This window comes from Corynebacterium sp. HMSC074C04 (assembly GCF_001838295.1).
Classification (GTDB): domain Bacteria; phylum Actinomycetota; class Actinomycetes; order Mycobacteriales; family Mycobacteriaceae; genus Corynebacterium; species Corynebacterium amycolatum.
This window is the reverse complement of the sequence record NZ_KV836264.1, coordinates 240228-255718: the sequence shown is the minus strand read 5'-3', so window position 1 is coordinate 255718 and position 15491 is coordinate 240228. Positions and strand designations below refer to the sequence as shown.

At 58.7% G+C, this 15491-nt stretch carries 15 protein-coding genes and 1 tRNA gene; 7 read left to right on the top strand and 9 right to left on the bottom strand.

Annotation, left to right across the window (positions count from 1 at the left end; all coding sequences use genetic code 11):
- Positions 1 to 51: 51 nt before the first annotated feature.
- A tRNA-Lys gene (locus HMPREF3011_RS01140) sits at positions 52 to 124 on the bottom strand.
- A 237-nt stretch (positions 125 to 361) separates the two neighbouring features.
- On the opposite strand from HMPREF3011_RS01140, the gene dusB reads away from it, so the two are divergent.
- Positions 362 to 1519, top strand: coding sequence for a tRNA dihydrouridine synthase DusB (gene dusB / locus HMPREF3011_RS01135; RefSeq protein WP_070841004.1), 1158 nt, complete (start codon positions 362 to 364; stop codon positions 1517 to 1519).
- 99 nt (positions 1520 to 1618) lie between these two features.
- Positions 1619 to 2347: a phosphate signaling complex protein PhoU gene (gene phoU, locus HMPREF3011_RS01130; RefSeq protein WP_049181159.1), complete on the top strand. Its 729-nt coding sequence runs from the start codon at positions 1619 to 1621 to the stop codon at positions 2345 to 2347.
- A gap of 447 nt (positions 2348 to 2794) precedes the next feature.
- On the opposite strand, the gene pstB is transcribed toward phoU, so the two are convergent.
- The 5 genes from pstB to mshD form a co-directional block, all read right to left on the bottom strand.
- Entirely contained in the window at positions 2795 to 3571 is a 777-nt protein-coding gene (gene pstB, locus HMPREF3011_RS01125; protein WP_016421380.1) for a phosphate ABC transporter ATP-binding protein PstB, read from the bottom strand.
- Between the two features lie 48 nt (positions 3572 to 3619).
- Positions 3620 to 4513 carry a phosphate ABC transporter permease PstA gene (gene pstA / locus HMPREF3011_RS01120; protein WP_049181148.1) on the bottom strand — a complete coding sequence of 298 codons (894 nt, stop codon included), beginning with the start codon at positions 4511 to 4513 and terminating at the stop codon, positions 3620 to 3622.
- 77 nt (positions 4514 to 4590) lie between these two features.
- Positions 4591 to 5634: a phosphate ABC transporter permease subunit PstC gene (pstC, locus tag HMPREF3011_RS01115; RefSeq protein ID WP_049181149.1), complete on the bottom strand. Its 1044-nt coding sequence runs from the start codon at positions 5632 to 5634 to the stop codon at positions 4591 to 4593.
- A 236-nt stretch (positions 5635 to 5870) separates the two neighbouring features.
- Positions 5871 to 6923, bottom strand: a complete 1053-nt coding sequence (gene pstS, locus HMPREF3011_RS01110; protein ID WP_070560555.1) for a phosphate ABC transporter substrate-binding protein PstS — start codon at positions 6921 to 6923, stop codon at positions 5871 to 5873.
- A 360-nt stretch (positions 6924 to 7283) separates the two neighbouring features.
- The gene (gene mshD / locus HMPREF3011_RS01105; protein WP_038626474.1) at positions 7284 to 8192 is read right to left on the bottom strand and encodes a mycothiol synthase; all 909 of its coding nucleotides are present in this window, start codon (positions 8190 to 8192) and stop codon (positions 7284 to 7286) included.
- A gap of 81 nt (positions 8193 to 8273) precedes the next feature.
- Here mshD and HMPREF3011_RS01100 point away from each other — a divergent pair, with 81 nt between their 5' ends.
- Positions 8274 to 9131 carry an LmeA family phospholipid-binding protein gene (locus HMPREF3011_RS01100; RefSeq protein ID WP_038626476.1) on the top strand — a complete coding sequence of 286 codons (858 nt, stop codon included), beginning with the start codon at positions 8274 to 8276 and terminating at the stop codon, positions 9129 to 9131.
- 101 nt (positions 9132 to 9232) lie between these two features.
- The gene (locus tag HMPREF3011_RS01095; RefSeq protein ID WP_038626478.1) at positions 9233 to 9913 is read left to right on the top strand and encodes a heme-binding beta-barrel domain-containing protein; all 681 of its coding nucleotides are present in this window, start codon (positions 9233 to 9235) and stop codon (positions 9911 to 9913) included.
- A 93-nt stretch (positions 9914 to 10006) separates the two neighbouring features.
- On the opposite strand, the gene HMPREF3011_RS01090 is transcribed toward HMPREF3011_RS01095, so the two are convergent.
- Complete coding sequence (locus tag HMPREF3011_RS01090; protein WP_070840993.1) at positions 10007 to 10894, bottom strand: aminodeoxychorismate lyase; 888 nt, start codon at positions 10892 to 10894, stop codon at positions 10007 to 10009.
- A gap of 80 nt (positions 10895 to 10974) precedes the next feature.
- Between HMPREF3011_RS01090 and HMPREF3011_RS11305 the strand changes: the two genes are divergently transcribed.
- The 3 genes from HMPREF3011_RS11305 (at position 10975) to HMPREF3011_RS01080 (ending at position 12571) form a co-directional block, all read left to right on the top strand.
- Positions 10975 to 11388, top strand: coding sequence for a YgfZ family protein (locus HMPREF3011_RS11305; protein WP_246821377.1), 414 nt, complete (start codon positions 10975 to 10977; stop codon positions 11386 to 11388).
- Positions 11334 to 12128: a CAF17-like 4Fe-4S cluster assembly/insertion protein YgfZ gene (locus HMPREF3011_RS01085; RefSeq protein WP_246821376.1), complete on the top strand. Its 795-nt coding sequence runs from the start codon at positions 11334 to 11336 to the stop codon at positions 12126 to 12128. The genes HMPREF3011_RS11305 and HMPREF3011_RS01085 overlap by 55 nt, the downstream gene beginning before the upstream one ends.
- A gap of 260 nt (positions 12129 to 12388) precedes the next feature.
- Positions 12389 to 12571 carry a DUF3073 domain-containing protein gene (locus HMPREF3011_RS01080; protein WP_005511943.1) on the top strand — a complete coding sequence of 61 codons (183 nt, stop codon included), beginning with the start codon at positions 12389 to 12391 and terminating at the stop codon, positions 12569 to 12571.
- Positions 12572 to 12914: 343 nt separating this feature from the next.
- Here HMPREF3011_RS01080 and purM read toward each other — a convergent pair whose 3' ends face one another.
- Both purM and purF read right to left on the bottom strand, forming a co-directional pair.
- Positions 12915 to 13979 carry a phosphoribosylformylglycinamidine cyclo-ligase gene (gene purM / locus HMPREF3011_RS01075; protein ID WP_049181152.1) on the bottom strand — a complete coding sequence of 355 codons (1065 nt, stop codon included), beginning with the start codon at positions 13977 to 13979 and terminating at the stop codon, positions 12915 to 12917.
- A 158-nt stretch (positions 13980 to 14137) separates the two neighbouring features.
- On the bottom strand, positions 14138 to 15491 hold a 1354-nt coding region (gene purF, locus HMPREF3011_RS01070; RefSeq protein WP_070840992.1), incomplete at its 5' end, for an amidophosphoribosyltransferase.

The following is a 15491-nucleotide window of genomic DNA, read 5'->3' as shown; positions in this document are numbered from 1 at the left end:
AAGATACGACAAAACCCCAGGCTGTTAATCACCTGGGGTTTTGCGTGCTTGTGGGCCCTGCGGGGCTCGAACCCGCGACCTGCGGATTAAAAGTCCGTAGCTCTACCAACTGAGCTAAAGGCCCGCGCAAGAAAATAGCCTAGCAATTGCGCGCTAACTTTTAATAATCACCCCACACTTGCGATGGAACTACTGAAACACTCGTGGGATAAATGAGCGCAGTCAAACGCACGACCAATCCAACCGGCCGACCAAAACAGATTCGAAAACGGCAGTTCAGCGTGACACAATACTGTACGTGTTAGATACCTCCACGAGTCCACTCAGCGCCGCCAAGCCCGCCGATGCCACGTCCGCGCACATGCACATCGGCCCCTTTGAGCTCGCTTCCCCCGTGGTACTCGCTCCGATGGCCGGTGTCACCAACGTGGCATTCCGCACGCTGTGCCGCGAGCAGGAGCTGCAGCGTACAGGCACGGTCTCCGGCCTCTATGTCTGCGAGATGGTCACCGCGCGAGCACTGGTCGAGCGCAACGAGAAGACCATGCACATGACCACCTTCGCGCCCGACGAAAACCCGCGCAGCCTGCAGCTCTACACCACTGCCCCAAAGTGGACCTACGAGGCCGCGAAGATGATTGTCGACGAAAACCTCGCCGACCACATCGATATGAATTTCGGCTGCCCGGTACCTAAGGTCACCCGCAAGGGCGGCGGCTCAGCACTGCCGTATAAGCGCCGCCTCTTCGGCAACATCGTCGCCGCTGCTGTCAAGGCCACGGAGGGCACCGACATCCCGGTGACCGTGAAGTTCCGCGTCGGTATCGACGACGAGCACCACACGCATCTCGATGCCGGCCGCATCGCCGCCGAGATGGGTGCCCAGGCTGTGGCTCTGCACGCCCGCACCGCGGCGCAGCGCTACTCCGGTCACGCCGACTGGTCGCAGATCGCGCGGTTGAAGGAGCACATGGTCGACTCCGGCTTCAGCAATATCCCGGTGCTTGGCAACGGCGACATCTTCGCCTCTACCGATGCCCGCAAAATGCTCGACGAGACCGGCTGCGACGGTGTCGTCGTCGGTCGTGGCTGCCTTGGTCGCCCGTGGCTATTCGCGCAGTTGTCCGCCGAGCTGCGTGGCAAAGAAGTGCCGCCGGCACCAACATTTGGTGAGGTCGCGGGGATTATCCGTCGTCACGCGGAACTGCTCGTGGAGCACGAGGGAGAGCGTAAGGGTTGCCGCGACCTGCGCAAGCACATCGCCTGGTACCTGCGGGGATACCCGGCAGGCGGCGAGGTGCGCAAGTCTCTCGCACGCGTCGATTCGCTGGCAACGCTCGACGAGATTCTCACGCCGCTTTACGACGGCCCCAGCGCCCACGCCCGCCCGGAGGACGCCGACGGCGCCCGCGGCCGACAAGGGTCCCCTGCAAAGGTGGTCTTGCCGGAGGGCTGGCTGGACGACCCGGAGGACGACACCGTGCCTGAAGGCGCGGAGATTATGCACTCCGGTGGCTAAGCTTCGGTTCTGAGCGAGTGTTTACATAACTTTACGAGGGGTAATTGGGGGCTCCCCACTAACGCGCGACCTTGTTGAGGATTGCCTACTATGGAACGCATGCGCACTGTCTACCGAGAACAAATGGACAACTTGGCCCACAGCCTGATTGTGATGTGTGACCGAGTTGGATCCATGCACAAGCTTGCGAACAAGGCCCTCTTTGAGGCTGATTTAGTCTCGGCTGAAACCGTTCTTTCCCAGATTGATTCTCTCGAGGACCTGCGCCAGGATGCGGAGCAGCGAGCCTTTGAGCTGTTGGCACGCGAAGCTCCTGTAGCTGGTGACCTCCGGCAGATTGTCAGTGGCCTCTACATTGTCGAGGACATCTCCCGCATGGGCGCGTTGAGTGTGCATATTGCCAACGTTGCCCGACGTCGCCACCCGAACAAGGCACTGCCGGAGCCCGTGGAGGGATTTTTCCGCGAGATGGCCACTGTATCTGAGCAGATGACGCACGAAACCCGTCAGGTACTCATCGACTACAACGTTGACCAGGCATTGGCCTTAGATAAGACCGATGACAGCATCGACGACATCCATCAGCACCTGTTTACGCTGACCAACGACGATAATTGGCCACACACCCCCGCGCAGACGGTGGATGTCACCCTGCTGAGTCGCTTCTACGAGCGCTACGCGGATCACGCCGTCGAGGTTGCGGCCCGGATTGTTTACCTGGCCACCGGTTACAAGCGCGATGTCTACCTGGACAAGCTTGAGGACGAGCGCGACCAGCGCAGCTTTAACCAACGCCTGCAGGCCTTGGAGCGTCACCTGCGGATGTAGGTTCGTGAAGTTGCAGGCTGCTGGGGTGAGTGTTGGGTTGCTCAGGAGGGCTGGGTGTTGTGCTGCTAAGCTGGGCTGGGTGTTGGACTGCTCGGCGGGTTTCAGGCCGGAGTGGAGCCGTTTTTAAGTCACACCAGGCTAAACACCGCCCCAGCCAAACACCGCCCCACCCCGAGAAAGTGACTAGGTTTATGACACTTTACTGCGAGTAAACGTTATTCATCTGACATAAACCTAGTCAGTAACTGTTTGATCCCGCCACAAAAACTGTGTGCCCCGGCACAAAACACCTCCGCGGTTAGACAATCGGGTGGCAAAACATGTGCTCGACATAGCAATCTCATAAACCGCAACAACAAAAAGAGCCCCGTACCTCGCGTGCACACGCGTGAGGTACTGGGCTCTTGCTTTTTGATTATTTTGGCCATTAAGGCATACGCAAAGCGTTTAGCCGAAGCGACCGGAGATGTAGTCCTCGGTTTCCTTCTTGTCCGGATTCTCGAAGATCTTCTTGGTCGGGCCAACCTCGACCAGGCGACCCGGCTTACCGGTTGCCTCGAGGGAGAAGAATGCGGTCTGATCGGACACACGAGCTGCCTGCTGCATGTTGTGGGTCACGATGACGATGGTGAATTCTTCCTTCAGCTCGTGAATCAGGTCCTCGATTGCCAGGGTGGAAATCGGGTCCAGTGCGGAACACGGCTCGTCCATCAGCAGAACTTCCGGCTCAACTGCAATTGCGCGTGCGATGCACAGACGCTGCTGCTGACCACCGGAGAGGCCGCCGCCCGGCTTGTCCAGGCGGTCCTTGACCTCATCCCAGAGGTTGGCGCCGCGCAGGGACTTCTCGGCAACCTCCTGGAGATGAGCCTTGTTCTTAACACCGGCCAACTTCAGGCCAGCCACGACATTGTCCTCGATGGACATGGTCGGGAACGGGTTCGGACGCTGGAACACCATACCGATGGTGTTACGAACGGAGACCGGGTCGATCTTCGGGCCATAGATGTTTTCGCCGTCGAGAAGCACCTCGCCAGTGACGTAGGCACCCGGGATGACCTCGTGCATACGGTTCAGCGAACGGAGCACGGTGGACTTACCACAGCCGGACGGGCCAATGAATGCGGTAACGGAACGCGGCGGGACGTGCAGGTCGACGTTCTGCACAGCGTGGAAATCGCCGTAGTAGATGTTGACATCGTTAAGGTCTAGGCGCTTAGCCATGGTCTTTCGAAAACCTTCCTTGAAATAGCGGACGTTAGGCGCCCAGCATTAACTGCTCTTGACGGAGAACTTGGCGGATACGACGCGCGCCAGGATATTGATGAGGGCAATGATGAGAACCAGCGTGAGCGCTGCGCCCCACATCTTGTCGAATGCCGCACCGGTATTACCGGCCTTGTACATGTCCAGCATGAACAGTGGCAGCGAGGACTGCGACTGGCCGAACGGGTTGTAGGTAATGATTCGCGAGGTTGCAACCAGAATCAGCATCGGTGCGGACTCACCCATAACGCGGGCGACGGCCAGCATGATGCCGGTGACGATGCCCGACAGTGCGGTCGGGAGCACAATCTTCAAAATGGTCTTCCACTTCGGAACACCCAGAGCGTAAGAGGCTTCACGCAACTCGTGCGGAACGATGCGCAACATTTCCTCGGTGTTGCGGACCACGATCGGCAGCATCAGCAGAACCAGTGCCAGCGACACGGCGAAGCCGGAGCGGCTCATGCCGAACATGACCACCCACATCGAGTAGATGAACAGCGACGCAACGATCGACGGCACACCGGAGAGGATGTCGACCATGAAGGTGGTGACCTTGCCCAAGCGGGAGTTACCTGCGTACTCGACCAAGTAGATGGCGACGAAGATACCGAACGGCACGGTCATGAGAGTTGTGACCAGAGCCTGAACCAAGGTACCGACGATTGCGTGAGCAACACCGCCGGCAGACGCACCAACGGTGACACCGCGCTGGGAAGCAGTCCACCACTCACCACTCAGCAGTGACGGGGTACCTCGGACGACAAGCTCAAAGAGAACCCACACCAGCGGGATTAGGGCAAGAGCCATGCAGCAGTAAATGAGGACCGTGGAGACGTTGTCCGCTACCTTGCGGGAACCCTTAATCTGGGTGAATGCCGACTCCGTGGTGGGGACCATGTCTGCGGGGCCGTGAGGCGAAGAATCAGTAGTTGAACTAGTCATTGTTACTTCTCGTTTCTTTTCCTACGACCTTGCTACTTCTTCGCAATGATTCGGGCTGCGGAGTTGACCACGAAGGTCAGCAAGAACAGCACCAAACCTGCGGACATGTATGCGCCGGCCTTGAGGTTGTCATTGAACTCCGGTGCCGCATTGGCAATCGCGGTTGCGAAGGTGGTACCGCCGTCGAAAAGCGAACCACGGAATGCCGAAGACGGGGAGATCACGAGGTACAGAGCCATCGTCTCACCGAGGGCACGTCCCAGACCCAGCATCGAGCCAGAGATAAAGCCAGAACGACCGAATGGCAGAATAGCCAGCTTGACCATCTCCCAACGGGTCGCACCGAGAGCCAGCGATGCCTCAATGTGACCACGCGGGGTCTGAACAAAGACCTCACGGGTGGTAGCCGCGATAACCGGCAGAATCATAATTGCTAGCACAATGCCACCGGTGAAGAGGTTTCGACCGGTCTCGAAGGCCGGTGAGTTTGGGTACAGGGCAAACATCGGGATAAAGCCCAGTGTCTTAGCCAACCACCCGTACAGACCGGCCAATGCCGGACCGAGAGCCATAAAGCCCCACAGACCGTAAACAATCGACGGCACTGCGGCCAGCAAATCCACGAGGTATCCCAGCGGCTTGACCATCTTCTTTGGAGCATAGGCAGTCAGGAAGATGGCAATACCCAGCGCAACCGGCATCGCCAGAATCAGCGCCAGGATGGAAACCGCGACGGTCACCAGAAACATGTTCGGAATACCGAAGTACATGGCGGAGGTATCCGCCAGGTTCCATCGTTCGGTGTAGGTGAAGAAGTTCGCTTCGTTACGGGACATTGCCGGAACTGCGCGCAGGAGCAGGAACACTGCAATTGCGATGATGGCAGCAGTCACCAATGCGGAAGATCCTACCGCCAGAATCTTGAAGATTCGGTCACCAGGACGAACAACGCCGGACTGAATGGCTTGCTCTTCCGAGCTCTCGTCGCCGGAGGAATCCACCTGCGGTGCTGAGGACTGCAACAGACTGCTGTCTACAGCCTCCTGCTTCCCTTCAATGGGAGTCGAGGAACTCATGATCTCATTTCCTAAGTAGAAGTGATTTGTGCTTCAACGCACATGAAGACCGATTGGCCTCAGTACCCCTCTACGAGCGGTACCCAATCAACTGAGGTGTCGATATATAAAGCCAACCGGTCTACGTCAGGTTTTCGGCCTACAGCTCAAATCTGCGTGGCCGGCTGAAGTAATCCTCGCGCCAACCGGGTAACAACAGAACCAACTCTGCTTTCACCCGCGTTGCACGCAAAGAATTACTTGATAGCGTCAACCGCTGCGGACAACTTGTCCTTGAACTCACCCTGAACCGGGATGTAACCCAGCTCTTCGAGCTCTGGGCCCTGGCCCTCTTCCAGAACAACCTTCAGGAAGCTCTTAACCAGATCACGAGTCTCCTCGTCGTAACCAGCGGAGCAGACGATTTCGTAGGTGGTCAGAATCAGCGGGTAAGCGCCATTCTCATCCATTGCGAACAGAGCGTCGGTGTCAACAACCATGTCGTGACCCTCAGTCTTGAACGTGACGGAATCCAGAGCCTTACCGACGGTGTCGTTGTTCAGCTCAACCGGGCCATGACCAAAGTCCATCTTGGCGATGCCCAGGTCCTTGTCCTTAGCGAAACCAGCCTCAACGTAGGTGATAGCACCGTCGATGTTGGAAACCTCGTCGACAACACCAGCCGAGCCGTTAGCGCCCTGTCCAGTAGCAGTCGGGAAGGACTTGGAAGCCTCGTGCTTCCACTGCTCCGGAGCAGCTGCGCTCAGGAACTTCATGAAGTTATCAGTAGTACCGGACTCCTCAGAGCGGTAGACAACCTTGATGTCCTTCTCCGGCAGCTTCGCGTCCTTGTTGACCTCAGCAATCTTCGGGTCGTTCCACTTGGTGATCTTGCCGTCGAAGATTTCAGCAACCAGTGCCGGGGTCAGAGTGACATCAACGCCCTCGAGGTTGTAGGCAACGGCAACCGGACCGATAACCATCGGCAGGTGCCATGCGTCGTTACCATCGCAGCGCTTCTTAGCCTCTGCAACCTGGTCCTTGCCGTCCTTCTCCTTCAGCGGAGAGTCGGAGCCAGCGAAAGCAACGGTACCGGCAATGAACTGAGTTTGACCGGAACCAGAGCCAGATGCGTTGTACGACAGGGTCGAACCGGCCTCTTCAAACTTGGTGGCGAACAGGTCCATCGCACGCTGCTGCGAGGTAGCGCCCTCGCCCTGCAGCGTTCCCCCTTCAGCACAAGCGGCCAGGGTGAGACTTGCAACAGCGACCAGGCCAATGACGGATGCCGCACGGTTCTTCTTCAGCACAGTAAATCCTCCGGGTTTACACAATGAGTGAAACAGTTCTCGTGGAACCGCCACACTCCGGTCCACTGCGCTGAACCTATCTACCGATAGTAACCGGAACCTGTTCAAAACATTAACAATCGGTGAACGGCGCAAGTAATTCTTTATTTATCCTCATTTCCCCTGTAAGAGGCCCTAAAATGCGCCCCTGAAACACTGAGGATTGGACAACATCTCCCCAAAATCACAAGTATCATTGCCCCCGCGACAGAGGAAAACCACCTAAAACTGAGACAAACCTAAGCTCGCCCTCTCCAATAACCTCTCCAATAACTCAGCCCTTCCCCAACAACTCGCCTCCAATAAACCGAACCGTCACATTTACGCGCCGTACATCACATCACGGCGAGCCACTTCAAAGCCAACCGCACGGTAAGTGCGCACTGCCGGAGCATTGTCGCCTTCGACATAGAGAATTACCTTTTCCGCTCCCCGGCTCCGGAGATGGGAAAGCCCAACATTGGTCAACCATCGCCCCAGACCGCGTCCGCGCGCCTTCGAGCTCAGTCCAATCACATAGACCTCACCAGTTGGCACAGACTCCTCAGCGTGCCACTTCGTCCAGTGGAAACCACAAATCTCCTCCGCACTGTCGCGCGCCCCGGCCACATCCGCAGCAAAGAACACGCCCTCCGGGTCGAACCACTGCACATCCCGAGCGCGATCGAGTTGTGGCTGTGACCAACCCCCCTGCTCCGGATGCCAATCAAACGCCTCGTTATTCACTGCCAACCACGCTCGATCTACCGCTGCCGCGCCCCACTTCGCACGTGCCGCAGTCAGGGTCAAGGCTTCAACATCATCACGCTTATCGACGTCCCCCGCCGCCTTCTCCAACGCTGAGCCCGAAACGGACATCTGCAACAGCTCGCGGACAACCTTGCGTCCCGTCAACTCTGCCAAGCGGCTGGCACCGGCGACATCACCGTGAGCCCAGATAGGCAGACGCTCACCGACTTCAGCATCGATGTGCGCAAGCAGCTTCGCTCCCACGCCTTGCCTGCGAAACTCCGGATCAACAACCATCTCCATAGCATCTGGCGCAACGGCTGCCAGGCCCAAATAACGGTCGTTCTCGATAATCGCAAAGTGTCGATGCCCGAAAGAGTCGTCGTCAAGCCCTCGGACGAAAGCCTCGCCGAACGCCTCCACGCCGTCGGTGGAGTGGGCGCGCTGCAGTAGCGTACTGGCGGCGGTGGTGTCTACGTCAAGCAGTTCGGTTACGTTCATACGCCCCACCCTATACACAGCCGCGGATTCAACACTTCCCCGATGTCCGCTGGGCCAAAAGCGATGGGGTACTAATAGAGTGTGTCCATTTCCCGACGACAGAAGAAAATCGGTGGCTCCATCCTCGCCGTTGCCGCGCTGGTGATCGCCACCGACATGGGCTTCGCCAGCCATGCGGAGTACAAGCTCTCCGAGCATATTCAAGAGACTGCACAACTGGAGATGACCCCATACGTCGCCATCGGTGGCAAGGCCTACTTGTCCTCTTTTGTTACGGGTAAGTGGAGCTCCGTAACTTCGCGCATCCGCGATGTGGAGGTACCCGACTTCGGCTTGGTATCTCTGGAGTACGGAGCGTCCAACGTTAAGGTCCCAGCATCGGCAGTGCTCAGCGGAGATTTCCCAGAGTCGCCGACGAAGCAGTACTTCACCAAGCTCTCGCTCGACGGCGTCTCTCTGGGCAACAAGCTGGGGCTGACGGACTTGAGCATCCAGAGTCTGAAGGACTCCTCCCCCACCGGCGGCTGGGAGACCGAGGCAATTTTCGAGGCCACACCAGCCGGATGGCAGGGAAAAACTCAGGTCACGGCGAAGTTGCGCATTGTCAGCCGCGACGTGGTCATTACGCCGATGGAGATTATTTCTGCGCCCTCGTCCCCAACGGATTCTAAGAGCCACGTCAAACCTGAGCTGTCTGAGGCTGATACGCAGCACATCATGAACACCTTCGCTCTGACACTGCGAGATTCGGATATACCGATGGGCATGCCGGCGACTCGCGTGTACGTGTCGGGCGGTTCTATCACCATCGAAGGCGAACAGATTCTGTGCACCGTGTCGCCAACGAACTTCATGCCGCCGACATCACAACAGGATGCCGAGGCGTCAGCACAATCCACGGAGAAGCTGCCGGAGAAGAACTGTCGGGTGCGTCGCTAAGGCCGTCGTCAAGCATCGCCGTTAAACGTCGTTGCAGCGTTGGCACCATGCGCCAACAGCCCATACATGGCCACAAGAGCTTCAGCGGTAGAGTGTGAAGCATGACCGAGAACAATGGCAGCAACCAGACAGACGCCGCTGCACAGGAGCCTGCAGCTGCGGCAGCCCCTCGCCTCGACGGCAACGAGGCCATTAACCGCGCGGCCGAGCAGGCCAAGAGCACCGCTACGCGCAACATCACTGAGCTTGAGGGGCTCCCGATCCCTGACGAGACCGCTAACCTGCGCTTCGGCCCGAATATTCACGACGGCCTGCTGGCACTACTGCCGCTGGTCGGCGTGTGGCGCGGTGAGGGGCAGGCAAACACCGTCGTCGACGGTGAGTACAACTTCGGCCAGCAGGTTATCTTCAGCCACGATGGCGAGAACTACCTGAAGTATGAGTCGCGCATCTGGAAGCTGGATGAAGAAGGCAAACCAACCGGCCCTGACCAGCGCGAAACGGGATTTTGGCGCATCAACAACGATGACGAGATTGAGTTCATCTGCGTCCACTCCACCGGCGTCACTGAGATTTACTACGGCAAGCCGGTCTCCGAGCGCGCATGGGAGCTGCAGGCAGCCTCCACAATGGTCACTGCTACCGGTCCAGCATCACTTGGCCCGGGCAAGCGCCTCTACGGCCTGATGCCGAACAACGATCTCGGCTGGGTGGACGAACGCCTGCGGGATGAGGAATTCACTCCCCGTATGTCCGCGCAGCTCAAGCGTTACGCAGGCTAGGTTCTCCCCCGCTTTACGACGGGCGCTGTGTGGCCTGGCTGCGGGGCCCTATTACTTTGCGCACTACGGCTTGGCGCCCTACTGCGACAAGCCCTACTGCGTCGCCAGCGCCTCGTCACACAGGTCACGGCATTCCTTTTCCGCAGCTACATCCGGCTGCGGAATGGGCTCACCATCGATGGACTTAACCACGACCGCGATGCGCACCGAGGACACTAGCCACACCGCATCAGCGGTGAATAGGTCCCTTGGTACCAGAACCGTCGGAGTGACTTTCCAGCCGCAGTTGGCAGCTGTTTCAAACAGCGCTGCCTGAGTCGTGCCCGGCAGCACTCCTTCACCGGGGTTGGGGGTCAGCAGCTCATTGCCGCGCTGAACGATGATGGTCGATGTCGGGCCTTCCAGGAGCTTTCCCTCTGCGGAGGTGAAGATGACATCGTCAAAACCCTTGGACTTGGCATAGCGTAATGCGGCCATATTAGCCGCGTATGACAACGTTTTCGCGCCGATGAGCGCCCACGGTGCACGGGAGCCAAGGTCGAGCGAGAAACCACGCTCTGCAAGCATGACTGATACCGGCTTCAGGCGATTTTCCGCCACCTTTTTCGCGGAGCTTGCCAAAACGTAGCCAGTCGGCCTTCCAGTGGACTCGCGACCACGCGAGTAAACCCACCGCAACGTCGCATCCCCCTCAATTGACCTATCGCGCAACTCCCGTAGTGCAACCTCGGTAGCCGCCCGCCATTGCTCCAGGTCCGGGGTTGGCAAATCCAGCATTAGCGCTGACGATGCGAACCGCTTCTCGTGCCGGTCAGTATTGCAGGTATGACCACCCCTGACCAGTAGTGTTTCAAAAACTCCGTCGCCGCGAATAGCTCCGAGATCGTCCGCGTAGAGGAACGGCTGTCCTGCCTCGACAGCAATCGGGCCACCGTCTGCGAAGACGTCGATAAGCACTAGAGAAGAAAGCGAATCCGTCATACACACAAGCTTAATCCATGCTTAATTTGGGGATTTCTGGTTAACATGAGGGAGTGAGTGTTGAGTATGTAAGTCCTTTGATGTCTCACGTGGCTGGTGCCGCTGCCCTCGAATTGGGCGGACAGACGGTAGGTTTAGAGAAGGCCTCAGAGAACGCCCCAGACGGAACCTCAGCGAAAAACGTCGAGCAAACCACAGGGCAAGCTAGCGTGGCATGGCACTACGGCCGTCCACTGGTAGAGCAACGTCATCTACAAGAGGACTGCGGAGTAGTAGATCGCTCGTACTACCGCGTTATTGAGGTTACTGGCGAGGATCGCCTGACCTACCTCAACACACTTTTTTCACAGAAGGTCGACGATGCCACCCCCGGCACTGTCACTGAAGCCCTGAACCTGGATGCCAACGGTCACGTTCTCCACCACATGACGCTGACTGTTTGGACGATTCTGTGCTTATCGACGTGCCCCCTGTTGGCTTCGACTCCCTGCTGAAGTACCTGAACATGATGGTGTTCTGGTCCAAGGTGGAAATTGCTGAGATAGAACGGGCGGTTATTTCCGTCATGGGGCCGGATGCCCCTGAGGTACTGGTGTCCGCCGGCCTCGCATTCCCGCAGGTGGGCAAGGCTACGACGGTGGGGCATTCCTATGTCCGACACCTGCCTTGGCCACGCGGCGGACGTGTGGATGTGCTCGTGCGCCGACAGGATTTAGTCGGTGCTTGGGAAGCGCTGATGGCCGCTGGCGCCTCCCCAGTTGGACTGATGGGATGGGAGGCCGAACGCGTAGTCTCCTTGCGGCCGGAGCTGGGAATCGATGTAGATGAGAAGATGATTCCGCATGAGGCTCCGCGCTGGATTGCCTCTGAATTCGACACGGCTGCCGTGCACTTGGACAAGGGCTGCTATCGCGGCCAAGAGACTGTGTCTCGAGTCCACAATGTTGGTCGCTCCCCCCGAGTTTTGGTGATGCTGCAGCTCGACGGCTCAGCTACTCTGCCGGAAACCGGCGATCCAGTGATGATGGGCAAGCGCGCCGTGGGCCGCGTAGGCACCGTCGTGCAACATGCCGATTACGGCCCGATTGCATTGGCTCTGCTTAAGCGCTCGGCGCAGGAACGCGAGGGCCTTGTGGTGGGTGACTGCGCCGTGGCCGTCGACCCTTCCTCCATCGACCGCGTCGAGCAGCTGCCACCGGGTCGTGTGGCCATCAACCGCCTGCGTGGGAAATAAGTAACGGGAAATAGGTAAAGCCACCAGACAGAGTGGTGAAAAAATAACTTTTCCCATTCTTTTTCAGAAAGGTTATTCCCCCAGTTCACAGTACATATTGAGTTGCCTGAGCGCGAGGACACAACCCACTATGGGCCTCCCCGCGTAACCCCTTCGTCTAAAAATCAGCTATGGTGTCTTACAGGAATTAACGCAATAAGACATAAGTGGGTCGGCCGTATCCCCGTGCCGTCCCACGGATTACACAAGGGGGTCAGGCCATGGGTCGCGGCCGTGCGAAAGCAAAGCAGGCGAAGGTTGCCCGTCAGCTCAAGTACGATTCACCAGAAATGGACTTGGAGCGTCTGCAGCGGGAACTCGTCGGCAAGTCGAACGAGTCCGATCGAGACGACTATTACTCTGACTGGGAGGAATGGGCCTCAGGCGCTGGTCGCGACAGCTAGCGTAAGCTAACCGCTGTCGTATTTTCCGCAAAGCGTTTCTATTTCAATAAAACAAGCACCCGCCAACGATTCCGTTGGTGGGTGCTTGTTTTTGCTTAGTGACCGCGTTTATGCTCGGCCGATTATGCTCGGCCGTGGCGGATCGATCCGAGTTACTGACTGCGTTTATGACAAAAATAGCCCGAAAAACGGCTCGGAAGTGCCATAAACTCGCACAGTTTCACATTTGCAGCCCGTGGTTTTGGGGATCTCAGCTGCTCAACCCGGATGTAGGCGGCTCAGCAGTCGGCCACCCTCCACAGTAGACCAGCCGCCCCAGTCCCGACCAGCCGAAGGCCAAAGCTTAGAAGCGCGGGTGGCTGCCGCGTAAAACAGCCCTATCCTCGCCGGCCTCGCTCTTGCGGACAGTACCCAGCTCCCAAGCGTTGATGTGGCGGGCAGTCAGCAGAGCCAGTGCACGATCGCGATCCTCTGCAGAAACAATCGCAACCATACCAACACCCATGTTGAAGGTCTTCTCCATCTCCTCGCGGGAGACGTTGCCGAGCTCAGCAATGGTCTTGAAGATCGGGCCCGGGGTCCATGTTGCGCGGCTCATGTCAGCGGTCAGGCCTTCCGGCATGATGCGAACCATGTTGCCAGCCAATCCGCCACCGGTGACGTGGCAGAAAGTGCGGACCTCTGCCTCGTTCATGAGAGCCAGGCAGTCCTTCGCATAGATCTTGGTTGGCTCCAGCAGCTCCTCACCGAGGGTACGTCCGAAGTCTTCGACGTAACCGTCGAGCTCCAGACCGGCCTTCTCCAGGAGAACGTAGCGAGCCAGCGAGTAGCCATTGGAGTGAAGTCCAGAGGACTCCATGGCGATAATGACATCGCCCTCACGCACGCGGTCCGGGCCGAGAAGCTTGTCCTCTTCCACGACACCGACGCCGGTAGCGGAGACATCGTACTCGCCTGGTTCCATCACACCCGGGTGCTCTGCAGTCTCGCCGCCCAGGAGGGCGCAACCCGCCTGGACGCATCCCTCGGCGATGCCGGAAACGATCTCGGCGACGTGCTCCGGCACGACCTTGCCAATTGCGATGTAGTCCTGCAGGAACAGAGGCTCGGCGCCGCACACGACCAGGTCATCGACGACCATGGCGACCAGGTCCAGGCCGATGGTGTCGTGCTTGCCGACGGCCTGCGCCACGGCCAACTTGGTCCCCACACCATCGGAGGATGCGGCCAGCAGCGGCTTTTCGTAGTTGCCCAGTGCAAACAGGCCGGCAAAACCGCCGAGCCCGCCACGGACCTCTGGGCGAGTGGCCTTCTTGGCAATCGGGGCGAATAGTTCAACGGCGCGGTCGCCGGCTTCGATGTCGACGCCGGCTGCAGCGTAGGAAGCACCAGAAACGTTCTCGGTCATTAGAGGCTCTCGCTTTAAACTTTCTCCCCCGGGCGGCGTTACTGCCGTATCCGGGAGTATTGGCGGACCGGGAACAAAGCAACGGCTGCAATCCACAGCACCGCTTACGCCTTGTTCTCGGTTCAGTTCTCGTAGTTCATTCTAAGGAGGTTTCGAAGCTAATTGCTCGTTGCGGCTTTGGCAGCCTGGGCTGCCTGCATCCTCTCCACAGCTGCCGCATTCGGATTGCCCTCCGGCAGACCCAGCGGGTACTTGCCATCGAAGCAGGCACAACAGACTTCGGTCTTTGCCTGCTCGGAAGCGGCGACCATGCCATCGATGGAGACAAATCCCAGGCTGTCGGCACCAATCGCGGTTGCGATACCGGCGACGATGTCATTTTCATCCACGCCGTTGGCCAACAGCTCGCCCGGAGAGGCGAAGTCAATGCCGTAGAAGCACGGCCATTTCACCGGCGGCGCGGCGATGCGCACGTGCACTTCCTTCGCACCGGCCTCACGCAGCATGCGAATCAGGGCACGCTGAGTGTTGCCGCGGACGATGGAGTCATCAACCACGACCAAGCGCTTACCGGCGATAACTTCCTTCAGCGGGTTCAGCTTCAGTCGGATGCCCAGCTGACGAATCGTCTGCGAAGGCTGAATGAAGGTACGGCCCACGTAACCGTTTTTGGTCAGCCCCTGACCAAACGGAATGCCCGATTCCTGGGCATAGCCAACCGCCGCCGGGGTTCCGGATTCCGGCACCGGCATTACTAGGTCACCGTCAGCCGGGAACTCACGCGCCAACTGGCGACCTAGCTCAAGGCGCACGGCATTGACAGAGCGACCACGGATGTTGGAGTCCGGGCGCGCCAGGTAGACGTACTCGAAAATGCATCCTGCGTGGGTAGTTTCGGCGAAACGCTGCGAACGGACACCGGAGGCATCAATGGCCACCATCTCGCCCGGCTCAATCTCGCGGACGAATGATGCACCGACGATATCCAGCGCACAGGTCTCAGACGCAACTACCCAGCCACCGGACAGGCGGCCCAAGCACAACGGACGCACACCGTGTGGGTCACGCGCAGCGTACAGCGTTTCGCCATCGGTGAAAGTAAGGCAGAAGGCCCCCTTCAGGCGCGGCAGAAGCGTCAGCGCAGCCGCTTCCACGTTGGTGCTGCAGCCGTGGTCTTCTGGGTGATCAACCTTGCCGGTTTCGTCGGCAAGCAGTGCGGTCATAATTGCGGAGTCGCTAGGCAACTCTCCCTGATCGCGCATCAGCCCCTTATCCACTGCCTCACGGAACAGCGTGAGGTGGTTGGTCAGGTTGCCGTTGTGCCCCAGCGCGATGTCCGTGCCGTCGGAAGCCATCTGGAACATCGGCTGTGCATTCTCCCACGCAGGAGCTCCAGCGGTGGTGTAGCGCGTGTGCCCGACGGCTACGTGCCCCTTCAGAGCGTCGAGCGTCTGCTCATCAAAAACCTGGGAAACAAGCCCGAGATCCTTGAATACGAGAATTTGGTCGCCG